This is a genomic window from Vibrio sp. 10N.261.54.E10, assembly GCF_002877735.2.
Lineage (GTDB): Bacteria > Pseudomonadota > Gammaproteobacteria > Enterobacterales > Vibrionaceae > Vibrio > Vibrio crassostreae_C.
Genome location: NZ_MCXE02000004.1, coordinates 161,100 through 178,808, shown reverse-complemented (window position 1 = coordinate 178,808; position 17,709 = coordinate 161,100). Strand labels below are relative to the sequence as shown.

The window sequence follows — 17,709 nt, the reverse complement described above, 5'->3', positions numbered from 1 at the left end:
CTAGATACCTGATCATAATACCAGTATTTAGGCGGTACATAAAGTTCTTTTTTATGCACCTAGTTAAGTATTATTCTTTCGAGTTTTGTGTGTATCTTGGCACCGCAGGATAGGCTTGGTCGGAGGTGACGTATTCCGTCCTTTCGGGTCTAGTGATCTCCTTTTCTACCTGCGACTTGACTGTCAGTTCAATCATCGGCTCAGGTTTGATGATGGGTTTCTGCGCTTCCTCTTGTTGAAGTTTTACATCATCGGTAACCCCATCAAAGCGCGCTTGATTAAAGAGTCCGCCCGTTCCCTTGGTATGCAGCATCTCGGTGCGGGTGTGTGCCACGGTATCGACGGTACTAGCCCATCCTTTCTCCATCGTGTTGTTTTGCTCGGGTGTCAGTTCTGGTTGTTGGGTTGGGGTGGTGGTTTCATGCGCTTTCTCCATTGTTGCCACAATCTTCGCCGTGTCACCATCGAGTCCCGCCATGGTGGTGAACTCTTCAGTGCGTGTGTATTCTTGCCAAGACTTTTTAGCATCAGCAATATCTTCCGGTTGGTAAGCGGTCATTAGGCGTTGGACGTCTGGTTGTTCTAATTTAGCTGTCGTTTCCAAGTAATTCTGGAAGCCTTGAATTGAATTGGCCGTAAAGCTGGCACTGCCAGAGTCTAGGCGCGTTTGAGTATTCGAGAGGGCGTTCAAGTCCGATTGGCTTTGCATCACGCTAGCACCAAGAGACTTGGTGTTGCTGGCGTTAATCGCAAAATCATGGGCAAACTGCTCAACCGAAGTTCGGGTGTCTTTATTGTCCACCTGCGTGCCGGCACTGGTCACGGCATTGGCCCCTTCGGTGTATTGCTGCGTGGCTTGCTCAAGCTGCTGCTTTTGCTCGGTATTCATCTTGCTGTAAGCCGTACGTTCATCATCAGACCATTTCACGCCGCCACTGGCGCCTAAATTGAATGGCGATGCCCCTTTACCGGTGCCTACGCCGCCCTCGAAGCCGCCATAGACACTTTGCAGGTAAGCTTGTGATTGGTCTTTCGTCCAACCCGTTTGTTGAATCACGCTGTCAACCGCCGTTTGCATGTCATTCATACCTTGGCTGACTTGAGTATTAAAGCCACTGGTGCTGCCTTCACCGTAAGCCAGGTTTTTACCCACACTATCATGCCAGCGGTCGCTCAGCGCCGCGCCTCCTTGGAGGGTTTGACTCAGTTGGGTACTGGTTTGTTCAAGGTTTTGCTGCGTTTGATTGCGGGCATTCGCCACACTCTCTTGCAGCATGCTTTGCGTGTTGGCGCTGATGTTGCCGCGACTGGTGGTTTGTGAGCTGTCGTAGGTGGTGCGCCCATCTCCGTGTTGTGTGGTCACCGAGCCGTCTGGGTTTTGGGTGTAGCTGTGACCTTGGTTGGCGAGGGTATTGGTATCAAACTTATTGGCATGGGTGTTGTTCATGCTGTGGTTGTCAATCTGCATACTGCCAAAATCCAGATTACCCGTGGACGCTGCAGCGCTCGCTCTGGCATTGGTCGAGTTAATCATGCTCGAGAGCTGGTAGTTCATGCTCGACATGACTTCTTGACCGCCTTTTAAAATGCCTTTGGCTATCATAGGGACGCCTATCATCAAGATACCCGTGATCCAGGCGAAGCGGCTGTGAAGCTCATCCGCGGCATTCGCGTTGGAAAGCACTAGCCCCCCGAACTTCCCCGAGACATCCGTAGACAGAGATTCCAGTCCCCAAAGCTGAAAGCCGTTGATGATGGCAAACAAGGCTGGCCACGTGGCCAAAAAGGCAAACGTCCCAAAATAGTTTTTTAACACCATCATGGTCAAGCCAGGAATGACCGCGGCACCTGCAACAAAGAAGCCTAGGCACGCGAACAACATAAACATCATGGTATGGAGCATCGGCAAGTATTCTCTTGCCATCAAACCTAATGACGCCCACATTGAGGTGGTTTGCAGTTTATTGGTGGTATAAGCGTAATTGAGCGCAGCTTGCGTTGGGTCAAGGCTATCAAGGTTGTAGCGTAGCTCGTTCATCAGCATGTTTTGTTTGATGGTGCTGGACGCGCTGGTACTCATTCTAAAAAATTTGTCGTAGCTGCGGGTGAGTGACTGCACCACTTGCGGCTTATAACGGTCCGCGTCTTTGCCAAGCAATTGATGCGCTAACAAGCTCATGTTTTTATTGGCGGCATCATCAAAGCGCTGCTTGATGATAGGGTAAGCTTCTTCACATCGCTTGTAGGTGCTTCGGCCGCCGCCCTCATCAAGATAAAGGGCGCGCAACGGGCTTTGCCTAACGCCGTCTAAAAAGGCAAAAATATCAGGGGCGGTAAAGAGTTCATCCCAGGTGTATTTCCCATTGATTCTCACATCCCCAATCATGCAGTTATGAAAGTAGTCTCGCCAGAGTTTTTGTAGTGCCAGCTCATTGATTCTGGATTGTCTTGAGAGCTGATACAGCTCCGAGCCAAACAACATCCCAGTACGACCATAACGCTCATCGTCGGAGGTGGTGAAAATGCCTTCCACACCTTCGGCCATCCCCACCATGATAGAAGAGAAAAAGTAAGTAGGCACGGCCACGAGGTAAGGGACATTATCCACCTTGTAAGCCTTACCCGGTTGCGTCTTATCAATGATGAGCATGTCGGCTTTCATGTTGATAAGAAACAGGGGTACGGCAAAGAACACCACCATCCATTTGATGAGGTCTTTGGGGTTACGTGACAGCATGAAGATAAACAAACTGGTGATAAGCCCCAGCATCATGCACATCTGTAAGTAATCCCCAAAGGTATTGGTTCTAAAAAAAGTGGCCAGCGCATTAAAGGCTTTGTTGACCACTTCGCCGGAAGTGTAAGTGTAATATTCGAGTATCATAGGTCAGTTCCCATAAGCCGGGGTAGGTTTGGTGGTCGTGCTGATTTCTTTTGTGCTTTGCTGCGTGGTCTTTCTTTGCGAGTCAATCAGTTGATTGCGGTTGTTGAGCGCCTCAATGGCGTTCTCGGCCAGCCCCGCGGTAAAGCGTTTGGCGTTATCGATATCACGAGTGATGAGGGCGATGTCATCCTGGCTGTTGTTGGTGTTGGCCAAGGATTGGCGGGCAACATTTAACATGCTCACGAGGTACTGATTAAGCAGCTCCACCGCTATCATTCGCGAGTAGTTGCTGGTATCGGGGGTTTGATTGGCGGATAAGTCGTCAATAAAGAACTTGAGTACCGGCGTTTGAATCAGCTCCAGAAAACCCTCTTGTTGACGCGTGAGTCTTTGGTCGGTGGCTATCTTTTGCAGTATCGATTCCAGTTGTTTGCGTATCTGGTTTTGTATGCCGTTAGTTTGACTTATGGATAAGTTATTGCGCTTGGTAATGGTAATGCACGCATCTGGGCCTGTTTTGCGACACTGATAAACGTCAGCCTTGCCCCCTTCGAGCAGCACGTTGACGAGGTTGTTGTTGTCGGTCAAAAGGCTAGGGTAATAACGCGGATTGCCGTCTTTGTCGTACACGTAAGAGCCTGACAAACTCATCATGAATTGCGCTAGATTTTTGTCGGAGGACAAAAAAGCGTTATTCATGATCGCAGACCAGACCACGTTGTGATTGGTTTGGGTCATGTCTTTCAGGGCTGGATCCTTTTTGGCGTCCTTTAGCTGACCCGCTGCTTTGCCTCCTGCGCCACATTCCTGCTGCCCTTGAACCCAATCTGAGAAGGCGTTGTTTTGTGTACCAAGCGTCGCGCAGACATGCTTTTTGGTAGCAGGAGCGGCAAAGGCGGCCAGTCCACCGATGGACGCTTGCGCGGCTTCACAAGAGTTCACCGATTGATTGAGATATTTGTCGAGCCTGGCTTGGAGATTATCCAGGTTTTGCTTGAGCTGCGGTGCCCAGGTTTGCAGGGCTAAGTTGACAATAAAAGGAGGGGCATTATGAATAATGGCTTTGCCCAGTTTCACCAGTTGGTCTGAGCTGATGTTTGAAAATCCCCCCATAAACATATCAATGCCAGTGCACCCGGTACTGATGGAGGGGACAGTGACGCTGACCAACTGTGCATCGACAATTTGATTACGCACAAACAAACTGCCACCGGTGTAGTAGTTGGCCGATTGCCCTTGGTAAGCCGTCGGGGTTGAGACGTTGGCGTTGTACCCTGAGTTATCAAAAAAGCGGGCCAGCGAGTGGTTGGTGTCGGCGTGACTTACGCCTGATAAGCTGATGAGAAATAAAGGAATAACTCGCTTATTCACCGCAACGGTGGACAAGTGGTGGAAAAGTGAGCGCTTCATTGGAGAGCCTCCTGCACTCGCGGATCGTTAAGGGCGTTCTGAATGCTTTGGGCAAGCGTGCTTTCTGGTACGTCTCCAATGCTCAGACGTGAGAACTTACGGCTGTTCACGTTCATTAAGAAGGTCGCAGGCATGACCGTTTTTCCCTGGCCTGGGAAAAAGGTCTTGCCTATCTCTGGTGTGACAGGAATAGGGACCTCAAACCCTGGAAGGCCCGGCCCATCAACAGAGAAGGCGTAAACCGGCAATTGAAATCGCTCGCCAAGGCGAGTGATTTTAGGGGCGGTCTTATGGCAGTACGGGCAGGTGCTTTCAAAAAAGAACACCAGGGCATATTGGTTTTGCATGGCAGCGTGTGCGCTGGCGGCATGAATCAAAAAAGCAAGCACAAGGGTACGAAGAAATGGCATAGCGCCTCCTTACGTTTTAGGAAGAAATAAAAGAAAGTGAACATCCTTTAAGAGAGCGGCATGGACGAAGTCGGGGGATGTCGTATTAGACGTTGATTTAAGGTTGGGTTTATTGGCCATACTGGTTCTGTTTATGGCGTTTTTACATGGGTTGAGTGGCTTTAAAAATTCGATTGCTCAAAGTCGGTGGCGACGTTGTAAAAGCGCCCAATTAAATCATTTTGGCTTATCCAGCCGTACGCCAGTGGCTTCATCTCTCCAGTGCTTGGATGCACCAAAATCAAGGCGGGCGTAAAAGGCACCGTGACTTTTCCTTGGTTGTGGCGGTTTTCTTTGAGGTGAGTGATGAAGGTTTCATCATTACTGATCCCAAGGAGCTCAAAATGGTATTGGTCAGCAAACGCTTGAATGGACGGGGCGAGTTGCTGGCTTAGCGTATCTTTTCCTTCATAAACAAAGAAAAAGCCCCATCCGTCTTGTTTCATCTTTTCAACCGCGTCGGTTTTCTTCTTATCCTCCAGTGTTAAATACACTTGTCTTGCCGCTTGCTCTGTCGGATGGTCTTTGGTGTAAGAAAACTCAGGTCTTTCGAGCAGCAGCGCTTTAAAGGTCATGCCTAATTGGTCGGTTTGGTCCGTGATAAAATGATTTAACGCTAAAAACTTCGCGAGCTTGTCTTTATCTTTGGGATGAATGGCCGCGTCGTTTTGCGCTTCAATATGCACAGAGTGAAACCAGGCCATCTGTTCGGTCGCCGATAACGTTTTAGGGCTTGATACTGTGGTTTGAGTGTTGCTTGGTAGCGGCTTAGGTTTGGGCGTTACGGGCATTGCCTTTGGCTCGTTGTACCAGCGCCACCCAGGAGGGGTTTCTTGAGCAAGAGCTGGATGGAGGGGAGTAAGCAGCGCTAGGGTAATGACGCAAAGCAGAGGTTTTTTCATCATCATAGACCTTGATTCCGTGGAGGCGGTTATCCGCCCGTGGCACTTTGAAGTCGTTTCTTGATTTCATCAAAGTTGGGGAGGTTGGTGTTGGCACGCATTTCCGGGTAGAACTCTTTAAAATCAATGTATTCAAAATTGATTTGACCCAGTTCTTCGGGCGTAATAGCGGCGCAGGTGGGATTTTTAGCACTGCCTAACCGTTTACCCAGTTGCTGAAGAGACCCTTGCTCTTGGATGATTTTGGCCAGCTTGTTGTCGTAAACGCAGTAACTGCGCTTTTTACGGGTGCAGACACCCAGCACTTTCTTGGCGCAGTATTGCCCCACGTACAGGGTTAAGCCTTTCTCTTTGGCTTCCCCCAGCGCTTCTTCCGCTTCGCTGCATTTCGCTCCCAATCCTTGCCCCCATCCTGAGTCTTTACAACAATCGTTGAAGCCCGCGAGTTTCTTACTGCACTTCATCGGCTTTCCCGTGAATATTTTGGGGGGGTCGCCGATGTCTTTCACGGCTTCGGCAAGTCCTGCCAGTGCCGCAACGGACTTATCAAAATTGTTATTCAATTTGGGCGCCTCCTCGTAACACTCCCCGTCAAGACAGAAGGAGTGCTCCCCACATTGCAGATCAGTGGCTCGGCATGTCTTCTCAGCACAACGCTTTGTGACCTCTTGCTCGATGCACACCCCATTTTGCTTAAGGCTGCAATGTTGAGTTTGAGTCGTACAGTCTTTCGGGAGGTTTGCGCAGGTATTAGGGCGGTCACAATGATGGTCTATCCGATATTTCCAACAATTGAGCGTGGTGGGAATGCCATTAATGGTGCGGGTGGCTCGACCTTCAATACATTGCTGGCGAGTGATCTTGCACGAGTTCATCAGGCGGCATTGTGTTCGCCAGGTCATGGTGTTTTTGATGCAGTTCCCTCCGGATAAGGAGAATCCGTTTGAGCAGCTCAAGGTGGCTTTTTTCGTTTGTGTGGTGGGTCGACAAATCTCGTAGCGTTTATGCCAGTATGCGCTCCATTGCCAGTTTAAGTTGATGGTATATTTTAAATCGCCAAGCGTGTAGCCTTGGTTGGGAGAGACTATCTTTCCATCCCAAAAATACGTGGTTTCTGATCCCGAAAAACCTCTTCTAGTCCCTGATTGCCTCACGTAATTGTCATTATTGTATCGGCATTGTGGGAGGGGGCGTTGGCAATCCCTCCCTTGTTGTGTCCAACCGGATGGACAGCGGTAGCTCACCTCACCGGTGCTCACGGAGGCAACGGGGACTTTTGTACAAGGCACATTGTTATTCGTTGGACGATGACACTGTTTAGGAATGTGTTCGATAAGGCACTGGGAGCCGCTATCACAATCCACATAGGCATTTGAGAGGCCGTGAGTGATTTCATACGCATTCTCTTGGCCAAGTAAGGCAAAGCGCATCGCTGGGTCGCTTTTAACATCGGGGCGCCCTTTATTAAAATGGGTGTTGATGTCTTGAGCCAATCCATTGGTCACAAACTCTGTCCCTTTTTGTGCATTGATATCACTGTCTGACAGTCTTGACTCTTTTGGACTGCGGATCTCTTTTCGACACGTGGCGTCTTTGCAATAGTCATCGACATTGAGTGGAAGCGCATGAGGCGTGAGAGCTTGGTTTGCCGTTTGCTTCGCCCAATTGGCGCTCTCGGTAAAGGTTTGTTGTTCGCTGGCAAGAGCGAGAGTAGATAAAAAACTGAGCGTGAGCGCAGCCCAGAGGTCAATGCGCATAAGGAGCACCTCATCAAAAGTTGGGGTGAGAGAGGGTTATTGGGCATAGAGCGTGCGCAACAGTGGGTGGATGTTTTGCTGCGCATCCCCGGCCGCGAGGTAATCCAGAGCTTGGTAAAGTGAAATGTTGCCGTAAAGGATGTCGTAGTCACTGGCTTTGCAAGGCTGCTTAGGTAAGCAACGGTTTTGTTTGACCGAAACAAAGGCCGGTACGCGATGAATATCAAATTGCTTAAACCAATCAGGGCTGATGGAAAAGCCGCTTTGAATGGGCGCCTTATTGGGGGAGCGTATCAAGGCCTCGATCCGCTTGGCAGTGGCCGGAAAACCTTCAGGTAAGACACCGCGTATCACCAGTGGAACGCCTAAGTGCTCACTTTGCATCAGAAGCTGTTTGAGCGCGGTCTTGGGCATGGTGAGTGAAACAAACACCATTACCCCTTTTGGGGCTTGGTCAGGGTTGCGCGTGGGCTTTTGTCGCCCCAATAAGGGGGACAGGCTCTCCTCTTTTATCAAATCTTGAACATTGCGGCTGAGAGTCAGCGCTTCTTCTCGATAAGCCTGGGCTTTATTTTGTATGTCGTCCGTAGGCCACGTCTTCGCCGCCTCCGGTTGTTGAGTCATTTTTTGCTCAAGCTTGGCAAAAGATTTGAGCTCTTGCTCAGTGTAAGCTTGGGCGGGTAACGTGATAAAAAAACACAGAAAAACAAGAGAGCGCCTAAAGGTGCTCTCAAAAGATGGAATGGTCATAGTAACCTCTTCATTATGGCCGCTGAAAGGGTGGGTAGAGGGTGTGAGCGTTTTGGAAGCTGATTGACAGCACCTTACGAGCATTGAGATCGCGACAAAACGAGAAGCAAAACTGCGAGAGCGGGAAACAGCAGTAAATGTGCTTGTTGTTGGCGAGCTCTGTTTTTAAAAAATCGGTAAGGGAGTCAGGGTGACTGGCAATAAATAGATCCGTTTCATTTTTGTGGGGAAGAATGGGCATCATCGCGTCACCTTATAAAAAGACACAGTTGCGCTTTCGCCATTGTACAAAACCAAAGTTATCCCCTGTCACCGGGTTGTCATGGCCGGCTTCCCAGAGTGTGGTTGTCGTGGTGTACGGGTGACACCAGGCGGCATCGGGAATAGGCCCCGACATTTGATACCGATAACGAGATTTTGGCAAAATAGGATCGGGATATTGATAACAAATCGCGCCATCTTCGCCGCGCGTCTCCCAGATGATTCCTTGCCGGTGCAGTTTGTAGTTCAGCTTTTCCATCAAGAGTGTCGCCGCCTGGATGGGCGTGTCTCGATAGTTGGTGGTGCCGGTGAGCGGATAGGCACTGCCCTGTGAGCCTAAACACCAAAATAAAGCATCAATAGGTAAGGCAGCGTTAGTGGAGGTCAACAGGGCTTCGGGCACGCAAGCAAGCTGCGCAACCAAGTTACCAAACAGTAACGCTTCGGGATTGAGAATGAGGGATAACTCATCGTCGTCCCAAAGTGGGTCAATTTCCGTCATGTAGGCCACATCAAAAACGTCCGTGGCCATGCAGGCGGTGGATTGCATCAGTTGCAGCCAATAAATGACGGGGTACTTATACCAATGGGCGTGATAAAAGCCTCCGTCACTGCTGTCACTCTCACGGGCGGTCACGCGCCCACCGATACGCTGAGTGTTAGCGCCGGACATTTGCACGCCCATGTTCACCATACAGTAAGGGACGCGCGTGATATCGGTTAAGGCATAAGGCTCCCAATAGCCAATGTTGATGCCTATTTGCACAAAGATAGGCGGCGGTTTAGGGCAATAAGAGATAGGCAGTGTGGGGTTGGGCGTATCGGGGTACTTAGAGGGCATGACGGTGGCTGAGCCTATCGTCATCGGAAACAAGCAATCCCAACAAATATCGGTCATGGGGTTAATAAAACGGCTTTTACACGCCGCACTGGCTGCTAGGGTTGATGGGGCAATAAAAACCAATAGGCAGCACAACAGTAAACGAAAGTGTCGTTGTGTCATGGGGTGTCCTTTTTCCACGCCGAGCGTGGTACTCCTTTTGTCTCGACAAGAGGCTTCGCCCCATTATCGCCGCCAAAAGCGAGCTTGGTTAAGAGAAAAAAGCGTCATACTGGAAGCATGATCAAGGGAGGTGCGCACTTCCAATGCGATGTCATTGTTATTGCTCTATCGCCAAGGGGTGCAAACCCGATACGTTCACCTCATCGATGCGCCAGCGCGTGCCTTCTTGGTAGGCAATCGCTGGGACGTGAGTAATGTTAAGCGATTGGGTTAAGTGGCCTTGCTGCGCAAAATACATTCTTGCGTCCAATAAGGTTGCCATTTTATTCGGGCTGCCTCCTGTCAGTACCCACTTGATTGGCTTGGCGTTTTGATACTCGCTGGCGAACCTTCGTTGCTGCGCGTCTCTGGCATCAAAAAAGACCAGCACCTTACTTAACTCAAATCGTGGTAGAACGTTTTGACCGTCGACCTTTGGCCAAGTGCGGGTATCAAAGGGGTTCACTCTGGTGCCCGCTTTGGCAATCACGGCTCCTGTAGTGGGGGCGATAATGTCTTTAGGGAGGGTGATGCTTGGGTCAACGTAAAAGGTGCGGGGGTTGATCGTGGTGGTTAAGCCTGCAACGGGCGGTGGGTTTTCAATGCTTTGCTTGGCGCGCTCCGTGAACTCGTTTTGCATGTCCGCTAATTGACCACTGGCCTCAAACCCTTTCAGTCTTTGGTCAATCCACTCCAGCATGTCAATCTCACCGATGGGGAAGATAGGGGCCACTTGGCCCAAGTTCTTTCCAGCGGCATTTGTCGTTGCCAGTCCAGCGACCAAAAGAAAAAGGGGGGATTTAAGCGCTCGCCCCAATGGCTTGATTAAAGGCGTCAATGTCTTTGCCATAAAAGTGCCTAGAGGTTTGCTCAATGGCGCGCTCCAGTGAGTGGCCTTGTTTATAAAGATTTTCACAATACTCAAACTCCTTAGGCTCGGTTGAGAACATGGCGCGTTTCACCGGAGAGGCGAAAAAGCGGTGATAGGTGACATGGCCACCCGCTTTGATGCGCGCACTGCTGTATCCCGCTTCGGCAGACGGAGCGAAACTTTTAATGAGGCGCTGCTCAAACGGTGAGAAGGCATCCGGGTTTTGGATCAGATACTCATCAAACCCTTCCCCTTGACGAAGAATGATGTGGATATCGGAGTTGTTGTAGCAGGCTTTGGCTTCCTCGTTGCTAAAGAAGTCTTCAATCCCTTGAGTCACTGTACAAAAAGCGCCGCCGAACTTACGGGCGGTGCGATAACCGGTGTTGATGAACTCCCTCGCTTGCTCGTTTGCCCCAGAGAGGAGGCTCCAGGCTTCTTCAATGATGCACAGCTTTGGGGTAGAGCGAGAGCCAGCCAGGTACATCTGCTGGTTAATCGACACCATCAACGCAAAAATCACGGGTCTGAGCACAGCAGGCGGAAACCCATCCAGCTCCAGCGTGGTGATTTCCACACTGGGGTCGAGCATGGAGGGCTTGTTGAACACATCTTTGTACATGCCGTCGGTGCAGAACTTTTTCAGTTGCACCGCAATGTCTTTGATGCGTCGGTCGCTTTCTTCTCCAGCAATCTCAATCAAGGCGTCTCTGACATCATCCACCAAGGCTTGATTACCTTTACGCTCCCATGCCGTCACTATCGCATCGCCTAAGACGCTTTGTTGAAACGCCGTCAGTGGGACGTAGGGTGACGCGATGGTGGCAAACAACGCCGTGATATTATCGAGCGCTTCCATCATGGGGTCGACCGGTCTACCGTCATCATCCACAAACTCAAACTCAGCACTTTGCATGGCGCCTAAATGCGTGAAGGGATTTAAGAAGATGTTGGCGTGCGTCATGTACGTCCCCCCAAGGCTGAGCGTCAATTTTTTATAGCTGGCCCCTTTATCGAGGATCCACACTTTACCGCCCATGGCGTAAACCGTTTCGGCAATCTCTTGAACCAGAAAGCTTTTCCCTGCGCCTGAGCCTCCGGTCAGAGCGATATTTTGGTTATCACTGCCACAGGTGAAAGGGTTAAAGAAAGAAATTTGCTGGCGCATCGTGGGCAGCAATACGCCGCCTTTTAACTGACAAAAATCCATGATGAGAGGGAAGAGGTTCACCAGATTAGAGCTTTTTAACGTGCGAACTCGGCCGGCTTTTTTACAATCGCCCCACAACCCTTCGCTCATCATAAAAGGCAACGTTGAAAGCAGCGCTTGTGGCTGATTCATTTTCAGGGGAATGATATCAAGGCCAGCATGGCTGAATGACTCCTTCGCCGCTTGGGTGTCTTTTTTCTGGTGGGTCTTATCGGTAAACAGGGAGACCGTGAGTACCATAGACGCAATGGTAAACTCTTTAGACAACAGACCTTTTTGTAGGGCTTTTCGCTCTTTGAGCTCATCTTCCGCTGTTGGAGCCAGCAGCGCCATTTGGCTGTTCACCGTCTTGGTTAAGTCTTTTATCTTATTATCGTTATCCGCATTTTGCTTACCGGTTGGCTCATTACGAAAGCTCAACGTGACGCGGTGAGGGCAAGTGATATTACGAGAAACGTTGCGAAGAGAAGAAAAGGCCTCAGGTAAGGCGTACAAGCGATAATCCCCAGGCAGACGAGAAAGTCCCAAATTGACCAGCCGTGTGCGCACCTCCTCCCCTTGGTCATTGGTATGACGGGTGGCGATATGGCCACGATGCGTTAACGCTTCGGTATCGGGAGAGAGGGCTTGCAGGTTCAAAGGCTCTAACGGGTTGTAGCCTTTTTCCTTTGGCCGGTCTTGTCGTTTATCAAAGTTTAAGATATCACTCACATCGGTCAGCAACATCTCAGGCGTGACGGGCAGTAAATCAAAACCAAGCTGCGCCAGTCCTGTCTCTAGAGTCATTCGCGCATCAAGCAGCTCTTGTGGGTCTTTTTCCGTGGTGGAGACAAAAAAGAACGCGTCGTAATCGCGCAAATCAAAGCGATTGTTTTTTTGTCGGTGTAAAAAACCGTGCTGCGCGGCGTAGTGGGCGTAAATGGCGTCATCGTTAGCCAGCTTCTGGCAGATACCGCCTCGCTGACTGAGTAGAGCTTGGTTTCCTTCGAGATAGTGCGCCACTCGGTTGTGACCAAACAGCTGCACTTGATAGTCCCATTTATCCCCTGCTGGCAAATCCCCCATGAGGTGGCTTAACGACTGAATTAAATCGTCGTTAGCGCCCCCAAGGACACTGATTTTAAAGCCAAAACCGCGAGAGTGGGGATTGTCGAACACCCGCTCAATGGGATCGTAATCTCGATACGGCAGTTCATGGTGAAGGTGGTTTTGGGCTTGCTTGGCCTCTTGAAATAAGGCGGATAAGCCACTGCGTGAGGAGGAAAACATGGGGGATCCCTTTTTCTATTTTAATGTTAGGGGGCGTGACACAATCTTGGACCGCTTGATGGATTCCCCCCTCATTGAGAGAAGGCTGAGACTGAATGTCGCGCGCCCATGATAAAAATGATGTTTAAGCTTCGTTTCTTTTTTTCCTAATCAATCTTTCCAAATCGCGCGCGCAGGGCGCCCAGACCAACGGCTATCGTCTAAGACAAAGTAAACATCCATCGTATCGATGTAGTGATTGTCTTTGTCGATGAAAGGGAAGACGGTGAGTTTTTTAACGTCTTCTTGGCTTCGCTCTGGCTCCCCCTCTCGATTGCGCCTTGGCAGTAAGGTAAAGGCGGAAGGTGGGGCGAGACGCGCTTGAGAAGAGACCGTGGCGTTACCACTGCCTCCGGTATAACCGTATAGGTTGTCTCGAACTTCGTTCATGGTGACGCAACCTGAAACGCCGCCGACCTGATCGCAACTGTATTCGCTCTCAAAGCCCGCGCTACAACCGGTCAGACCTAAGAGTATCGATAGTGAAAACAAAGCGTGCCTATTCATGGTGATTCCTCACGCCCAAAGCCCACGCGGCTTAACCCTTGTTGGGTGATTTTTTGCGCTAAAGGGTTGATGGGGGCGGTTTGAGTGGTTGGTGGAAGAGAGGGGGTGTTGGTAATGACATCTAACAGTTGATTGCTGTTGGAGACTTGCTCACGCTGCTCATTCATACGCGTTTCGTATTCATCGGCCAGCAATGGATCTAATGGAAAGCCTTCCAAAAAGACAATATTGACGATGGCACCAGGATTGACTTCCACTATCGGATGATAGAGTTCGGCCAGTTTGATGTAGTAGTCCGCCAATTTGCTGCCAACGCTCTCCGTGGCGCCGCCAAGCAGATTCAAGCCAATTTTATCGCTGTTGATGCTTTGACTTGGGCCGAGCGCCGTCGGTGTCGTGGTTTGTGCCAGCGCTTTACCTGCATCCCCTACGCCTTGCAAGATCCCCGCAATGCCGGCCATTTGAACGATCTTACCGTTTTTCAAAATGGTGGTACCGCGAATACCATTGCGACCAAAGTTAAACACGGTCGCATTGACGGGGATATCGAGAATATCGCCATTGGGTTGTATGCAGCTCATTCTACTGGTGCGAGCGACGCCGCGGCTGGATGAGATCTCACCGTAGACGGCGCCGGTGATCGTGCAATCCTTCAATTTAGAGGCCTGACCGTTGGGTAAGACCCCCTGATTGACTGTCTGAAAGACAATCGGTGAGGTATCCCCTTGTCCAGAGACGCCCCCATTAGCATCAGCGCCGCCGGTAATTACGGCGGTCACAAAGGTGCCGGTTGGCACGTAGTTATCGGTCGTGCGACGGGATTGTTTCTCCTCGACACTGGCTTGCCAGTGAAATTCAAAGCTATCAAAGGCATCACCACTAAAGGCCACATCATCTTGCTCTTGGTACTGGAACTCATTCACCTTGGCGTTATCCATGTTGCTATTAATGGCCGGTCTTGGGGGCAGTTTGTATTGGCCAAAGGTGTCTCCTTGGTTGGTCTCGATGCCGTGTTGAGTCGAAGGATCGCCTGCCTTGAGGGTTGAGGCTAATTGCGTCTCAAGCTGCGCCTTGAGCGCGTCAACTTCATCGAGCTTTTGTTGCATCTGCTGCTCAAGCTCTGTCAGTTGCGATTTTGTATCGCGCTCATTGGCCTTTTTAATGTTCTCTAACTCAGAGGTTAAGCTTTGTCCAAAGCGACTTAATGTGCCTTCAAACCGCGCTAAGCTTTGTTCTATTTGGTTGATTTTGTCTTGTTGAAACGTCAGGGCGGACTGGTTGTCTTTGTCGGTAAAATCATCGGTGACGACAGCGCCAAATCCGACATCTTGAATGCCCTTGCTTGGCGCTTGGGGAGACAGTGTTAACCGCCAAACAACAAAAGCCAGGGCGGTCAATATCAGCAATACCGTGAGCGTAATGGTGCGATTGCGCTTTCTTGTCACGGCATTGATCGTGCCGCCGTCTTCAAAGTCCCCGTCGGTGTCTTTGAAGACGCGTTTCTTAAAACGGCCCAAGGCGTCTTTTTGTTTATCGAGCATGGGTGGCGCCTCCTCCAGTAATGAGATAGAGCGTGGTAGTTTGCCCAGGTTTTAATTGATAGGCATCGAGCGCGGCTGAGCGTGCGGAATAGCTGTAGAACTGCGCGGTGGTCAGCGCCATGTCACTGCGGCTTTGATTTTTGAGCTGATAAACCACCCCAGAATAATGACGGCCCACGAAGACCGTTTGAGGGATGATGGCCAGCGACGCTTCATCTTTGGGTAAGGTTTTGGGGTCAACGTCGTGACGTTTAAAACCAGCAATGGGAGCGCCATCATGGACAAAACGTATCATGGCTTTGGTGAGCGCTGTCATGGCGGCGGGATAATCCGCCGCCTGCTCAATCGGGCTTTGCTGCTCTTTGTAATTTTGCGACCAAACAAACTCCGTGACCAAAGATGGTGTAGCTTTGGGGGTAATAAACAGCGCAAACAATCGCCCTTTCTCTGTCGTCAGGTGCGCGGTAAACGGTAAGGGAAGGTTAATTTTTAAGGTGATGGAGCCGGAAGCGTCTTTTTGGTTGCCCGTTGAGGTGCAAAACCCTTTCGGGCAGACGATCGAAATAATACGGTCATTGTTGACCAGTAAACGGTTTACGTTAATGGAAGAGAGTGACAAGGGGATCGTGTCGCCTTCGTCAAACTCATAGCTCACCATGGCGGCATTTTCAGCCAGGGCAAAAGAGGGGATGAAAAAGACCACCCAAAGCGCGATGGATAAAAAATAAGGGTGCCATTGCTGCGATGGGGTGAATGATTGCTCATAAAGATTCATCGGTGTTGACCTCGACTTCTTCAATGGAGAGTAAACCTATGACGCCTTGGTCATAGCTAAAGTTGACTTGATACCACTTCATCTCCGGATCTAGTGCGCGTTGGCCTACGTGCTTTTGGAGTTTCCCGTAGAGTTGTACTTGGAGAGTGTCGAGAGAAATTCGGACCAACTCGACAGAAAATTGGCTGCTGATGTTATCTTTTTTAACCACCGTGGCTTCTCGAAGCAGCTTAGGTTGAACGTTGTACCAGCTTGTCTCGTCTAAATATTCAAGTAACTGACCAAACTGACGTCCAACGCTTGCCGGCGTGATGTTGAGTTTCAGGTAGAGAAGATAATCCGCCATTTGCTCAAGATAAGGTTCATCGACCGCGCCATCCGAAACCGTAAAGGCTTGAGAGAGGGTGGGCGGGACTAGGGTTCGGCTTTGATGGGTAAGGGCTTGATAACTGGTGTAACCCAACACCAGGTTAGTAATAAGCATAACAAGAAAGCCTGCACTCAAAAAAAGATTGAGGAGGCTTTTGACGGCCAGCTTATCCCGTTTAACAAACGGATCCATGATGAAGGGTCTCCTTAGAAAATCCAGTAACGACGACAGGCTGAGGGGGTACGCTTAAAGAGGGTGGGATGGACAAAGGAAGCCCCCCACCAATAAAGTGACAGGGTAACGATGTTGTCACCGTATTGCGCTTTGATGTAACGTAATCCCCCAAACCAAGCCAGCGATAACGTCAGCCCTATCATTTCGTGTTTAAGCCAGAATGAGAGGCCAAAAATGCAGAGGGCAGGCACGAGTTCATCAACTGGGAACCCGAGCCAGCGACGACCTTTGTTCATGTGTTTTGGAATAGAAAAAAACTGATGAGGGTCTTCCATTGTGACTCCTTAGCCTAAGCCGACGAGTGGTGCTCCAACATTCCACAAGACTGAGCCGCCAATGAACCCGCCAACGGCCGCAAACCAGTTACGGCTCATCAGTCCAGTGACGACCGCCCCCGCAAGCCCAGTCCCCAGCATCGCGGTTTCAACCGCAGAGCCTTTGCCCGCCGAGTCTTTCATGGCTTGTTTACCTGACGCGAAGATATCGGCAGCCAGAGCGGGCTGAGTGATAAGAAGTGTCGAGACAGCAACGCCAAGCCCGACAAGGAGGGTGCGCTGGGTGCGTTTTTTCATAATAAATATCCTTATTGAGTGATAAATTTATCAAGTGTTTGGTCATGATGGAGTAAAAGACCTCCTTGCCTGGAAGCTGGGAAGAAGGGTTAGGTTGTCCTAGGCAGACCGTGCAACGTGCAAATTAAACGGCGCGTGGGGAGAAAGGTTAAAATCGACAGGTATAGGCACGCATCATAAAGAAAACAGAGAAGATTTCGCGTACTTCAAACCGCGATTACGACTCACATGTTGCTTCCAATTTTGAGCGCTAATGATGGTGTTCTTAAGCTTCCGATAACGTTTTTTACAAGCATTCTTTGAAGCTGGGAGAGTGAGACGGTTAACTGATTGAACTTGTTTTTGAACCGCAACAAAATGAACACCCTTCCAATAGAAAGGAAATGAAAGGTGTCCAGTAAAAGACAGTAAGGCGGCAAACGCCATGTGTTCACGCCCGACCGTTCCCAGTTCTTTGACGCTGACAAAATCCCCTTGTTCAACAAAGTGGCCTAATACATTCGCCGCCTCATCTGTACGACAATGTCCGTAGATAATCTGCATCGTTCACACTCCTTTTTAGGACATTGTTTTGTTCTTTTAAAAAAGCAAAACAATGGGCTCTCTTTCAAGAGCCGTGCTACAAACTGGCTTGAGCATTCTTGTAGTAGAATGCGCACATCCAAAGGGTGTGGTGTCTGGTATTCCCAAGTAACTCTATTTCACCACTCAACCAGCGTGCTTAATTGAGTAGAAAAACAGCCTTGGACGTCGCCCCAGAGAGGGCTCCTGAATTTGTTAGGCATATTACGCAGGCCTGCGCCCCTCTGCGGCGCTTTTTGCAATCGTGAAGGCAGCCCACCTTCGAGGCCATCTGAAATAAGATC

General features: G+C 50.0%; 16 protein-coding genes. All 16 read right to left on the bottom strand.

Annotation, left to right across the window (positions count from 1 at the left end; translation table 11 throughout):
* Window positions 1-70: 70 nt before the first annotated feature.
* Window positions 71-2,884: a conjugal transfer mating-pair stabilization protein TraG gene (gene traG, locus BCU07_RS23070; protein WP_102428827.1), complete on the bottom strand. Its 2,814-nt coding sequence runs from the start codon at window positions 2,882-2,884 to the stop codon at window positions 71-73.
* A 3-nt stretch (window positions 2,885-2,887) separates the two neighbouring features.
* Entirely contained in the window at window positions 2,888-4,294 is a 1,407-nt protein-coding gene (locus tag BCU07_RS23065) for a conjugal transfer protein TraH (RefSeq protein ID WP_102428826.1), read from the bottom strand.
* Window positions 4,291-4,704 carry a type-F conjugative transfer system pilin assembly thiol-disulfide isomerase TrbB gene (gene trbB / locus BCU07_RS23060; protein WP_016800100.1) on the bottom strand — a complete coding sequence of 138 codons (414 nt, stop codon included), beginning with the start codon at window positions 4,702-4,704 and terminating at the stop codon, window positions 4,291-4,293. The genes BCU07_RS23065 and trbB overlap by 4 nt, the downstream gene beginning before the upstream one ends.
* A gap of 161 nt (window positions 4,705-4,865) precedes the next feature.
* Entirely contained in the window at window positions 4,866-5,651 is a 786-nt protein-coding gene (gene traF / locus BCU07_RS23055; protein WP_016800099.1) for a type-F conjugative transfer system pilin assembly protein TraF, read from the bottom strand.
* A gap of 23 nt (window positions 5,652-5,674) precedes the next feature.
* Window positions 5,675-7,402: a type-F conjugative transfer system mating-pair stabilization protein TraN gene (gene traN / locus BCU07_RS23050; RefSeq protein WP_102428825.1), complete on the bottom strand. Its 1,728-nt coding sequence runs from the start codon at window positions 7,400-7,402 to the stop codon at window positions 5,675-5,677.
* A gap of 36 nt (window positions 7,403-7,438) precedes the next feature.
* Complete coding sequence (gene trbC, locus BCU07_RS23045) at window positions 7,439-8,152, bottom strand: type-F conjugative transfer system pilin assembly protein TrbC (protein WP_102428824.1); 714 nt, start codon at window positions 8,150-8,152, stop codon at window positions 7,439-7,441.
* A 253-nt stretch (window positions 8,153-8,405) separates the two neighbouring features.
* Entirely contained in the window at window positions 8,406-9,416 is a 1,011-nt protein-coding gene (gene traU, locus BCU07_RS23040; protein WP_016800096.1) for a conjugal transfer pilus assembly protein TraU, read from the bottom strand.
* Window positions 9,417-9,573: 157 nt separating this feature from the next.
* A complete protein-coding gene (traW, locus tag BCU07_RS23035; RefSeq protein WP_016800095.1) occupies window positions 9,574-10,305 on the bottom strand; it encodes a type-F conjugative transfer system protein TraW in 732 nt (243 codons plus the stop codon).
* Entirely contained in the window at window positions 10,256-12,805 is a 2,550-nt protein-coding gene (traC, locus tag BCU07_RS23030; protein ID WP_102428823.1) for a type IV secretion system protein TraC, read from the bottom strand. The genes traW and traC overlap by 50 nt, the downstream gene beginning before the upstream one ends.
* Before the next feature lie 150 nt (window positions 12,806-12,955).
* The gene (gene traV, locus BCU07_RS23025; protein ID WP_017104313.1) at window positions 12,956-13,351 is read right to left on the bottom strand and encodes a type IV conjugative transfer system lipoprotein TraV; all 396 of its coding nucleotides are present in this window, start codon (window positions 13,349-13,351) and stop codon (window positions 12,956-12,958) included.
* Window positions 13,348-14,892 carry a TrbI/VirB10 family protein gene (locus tag BCU07_RS23020; protein WP_048666133.1) on the bottom strand — a complete coding sequence of 515 codons (1,545 nt, stop codon included), beginning with the start codon at window positions 14,890-14,892 and terminating at the stop codon, window positions 13,348-13,350. The genes traV and BCU07_RS23020 overlap by 4 nt, the downstream gene beginning before the upstream one ends.
* Window positions 14,882-15,667 carry a type-F conjugative transfer system secretin TraK gene (traK, locus tag BCU07_RS23015; RefSeq protein WP_017096434.1) on the bottom strand — a complete coding sequence of 262 codons (786 nt, stop codon included), beginning with the start codon at window positions 15,665-15,667 and terminating at the stop codon, window positions 14,882-14,884. The genes BCU07_RS23020 and traK overlap by 11 nt, the downstream gene beginning before the upstream one ends.
* Window positions 15,654-16,229: a type IV conjugative transfer system protein TraE gene (gene traE, locus BCU07_RS23010; protein ID WP_016800090.1), complete on the bottom strand. Its 576-nt coding sequence runs from the start codon at window positions 16,227-16,229 to the stop codon at window positions 15,654-15,656. Before traE ends, traK begins: the two co-directional genes overlap by 14 nt.
* Before the next feature lie 14 nt (window positions 16,230-16,243).
* The gene (gene traL / locus BCU07_RS23005; RefSeq protein WP_016800089.1) at window positions 16,244-16,546 is read right to left on the bottom strand and encodes a type IV conjugative transfer system protein TraL; all 303 of its coding nucleotides are present in this window, start codon (window positions 16,544-16,546) and stop codon (window positions 16,244-16,246) included.
* 9 nt (window positions 16,547-16,555) lie between these two features.
* Window positions 16,556-16,843: a type IV conjugative transfer system pilin TraA gene (traA, locus tag BCU07_RS23000; protein WP_016800088.1), complete on the bottom strand. Its 288-nt coding sequence runs from the start codon at window positions 16,841-16,843 to the stop codon at window positions 16,556-16,558.
* Between the two features lie 174 nt (window positions 16,844-17,017).
* A complete protein-coding gene (locus BCU07_RS22995; protein WP_048660709.1) occupies window positions 17,018-17,386 on the bottom strand; it encodes a hypothetical protein in 369 nt (122 codons plus the stop codon).
* Between the last annotated feature and the right edge of the window lie 323 nt (window positions 17,387-17,709).

What these genes read in the sequence shown, in the direction of transcription:
- traG (WP_102428827.1), bottom strand. Translation starts at nt 2,884, where the DNA reads ATGATACTCGAATATTACACTTACACTTCCGGCGAAGTGGTCAACAAA.
- BCU07_RS23065 (WP_102428826.1), bottom strand. Translation starts at nt 4,294, where the DNA reads ATGAAGCGCTCACTTTTCCACCACTTGTCCACCGTTGCGGTGAATAAG.
- trbB (WP_016800100.1), bottom strand. Translation starts at nt 4,704, where the DNA reads ATGCCATTTCTTCGTACCCTTGTGCTTGCTTTTTTGATTCATGCCGCC.
- traF (WP_016800099.1), bottom strand. Translation starts at nt 5,651, where the DNA reads ATGATGATGAAAAAACCTCTGCTTTGCGTCATTACCCTAGCGCTGCTT.
- traN (WP_102428825.1), bottom strand. Translation starts at nt 7,402, where the DNA reads ATGCGCATTGACCTCTGGGCTGCGCTCACGCTCAGTTTTTTATCTACT.
- trbC (WP_102428824.1), bottom strand. Translation starts at nt 8,152, where the DNA reads ATGACCATTCCATCTTTTGAGAGCACCTTTAGGCGCTCTCTTGTTTTT.
- traU (WP_016800096.1), bottom strand. Translation starts at nt 9,416, where the DNA reads ATGACACAACGACACTTTCGTTTACTGTTGTGCTGCCTATTGGTTTTT.
- traW (WP_016800095.1), bottom strand. Translation starts at nt 10,305, where the DNA reads ATGGCAAAGACATTGACGCCTTTAATCAAGCCATTGGGGCGAGCGCTT.
- traC (WP_102428823.1), bottom strand. Translation starts at nt 12,805, where the DNA reads ATGTTTTCCTCCTCACGCAGTGGCTTATCCGCCTTATTTCAAGAGGCC.
- traV (WP_017104313.1), bottom strand. Translation starts at nt 13,351, where the DNA reads ATGAATAGGCACGCTTTGTTTTCACTATCGATACTCTTAGGTCTGACC.
- BCU07_RS23020 (WP_048666133.1), bottom strand. Translation starts at nt 14,892, where the DNA reads ATGCTCGATAAACAAAAAGACGCCTTGGGCCGTTTTAAGAAACGCGTC.
- traK (WP_017096434.1), bottom strand. Translation starts at nt 15,667, where the DNA reads ATGAATCTTTATGAGCAATCATTCACCCCATCGCAGCAATGGCACCCT.
- traE (WP_016800090.1), bottom strand. Translation starts at nt 16,229, where the DNA reads ATGGATCCGTTTGTTAAACGGGATAAGCTGGCCGTCAAAAGCCTCCTC.
- traL (WP_016800089.1), bottom strand. Translation starts at nt 16,546, where the DNA reads ATGGAAGACCCTCATCAGTTTTTTTCTATTCCAAAACACATGAACAAA.
- traA (WP_016800088.1), bottom strand. Translation starts at nt 16,843, where the DNA reads ATGAAAAAACGCACCCAGCGCACCCTCCTTGTCGGGCTTGGCGTTGCT.
- BCU07_RS22995 (WP_048660709.1), bottom strand. Translation starts at nt 17,386, where the DNA reads ATGCAGATTATCTACGGACATTGTCGTACAGATGAGGCGGCGAATGTA.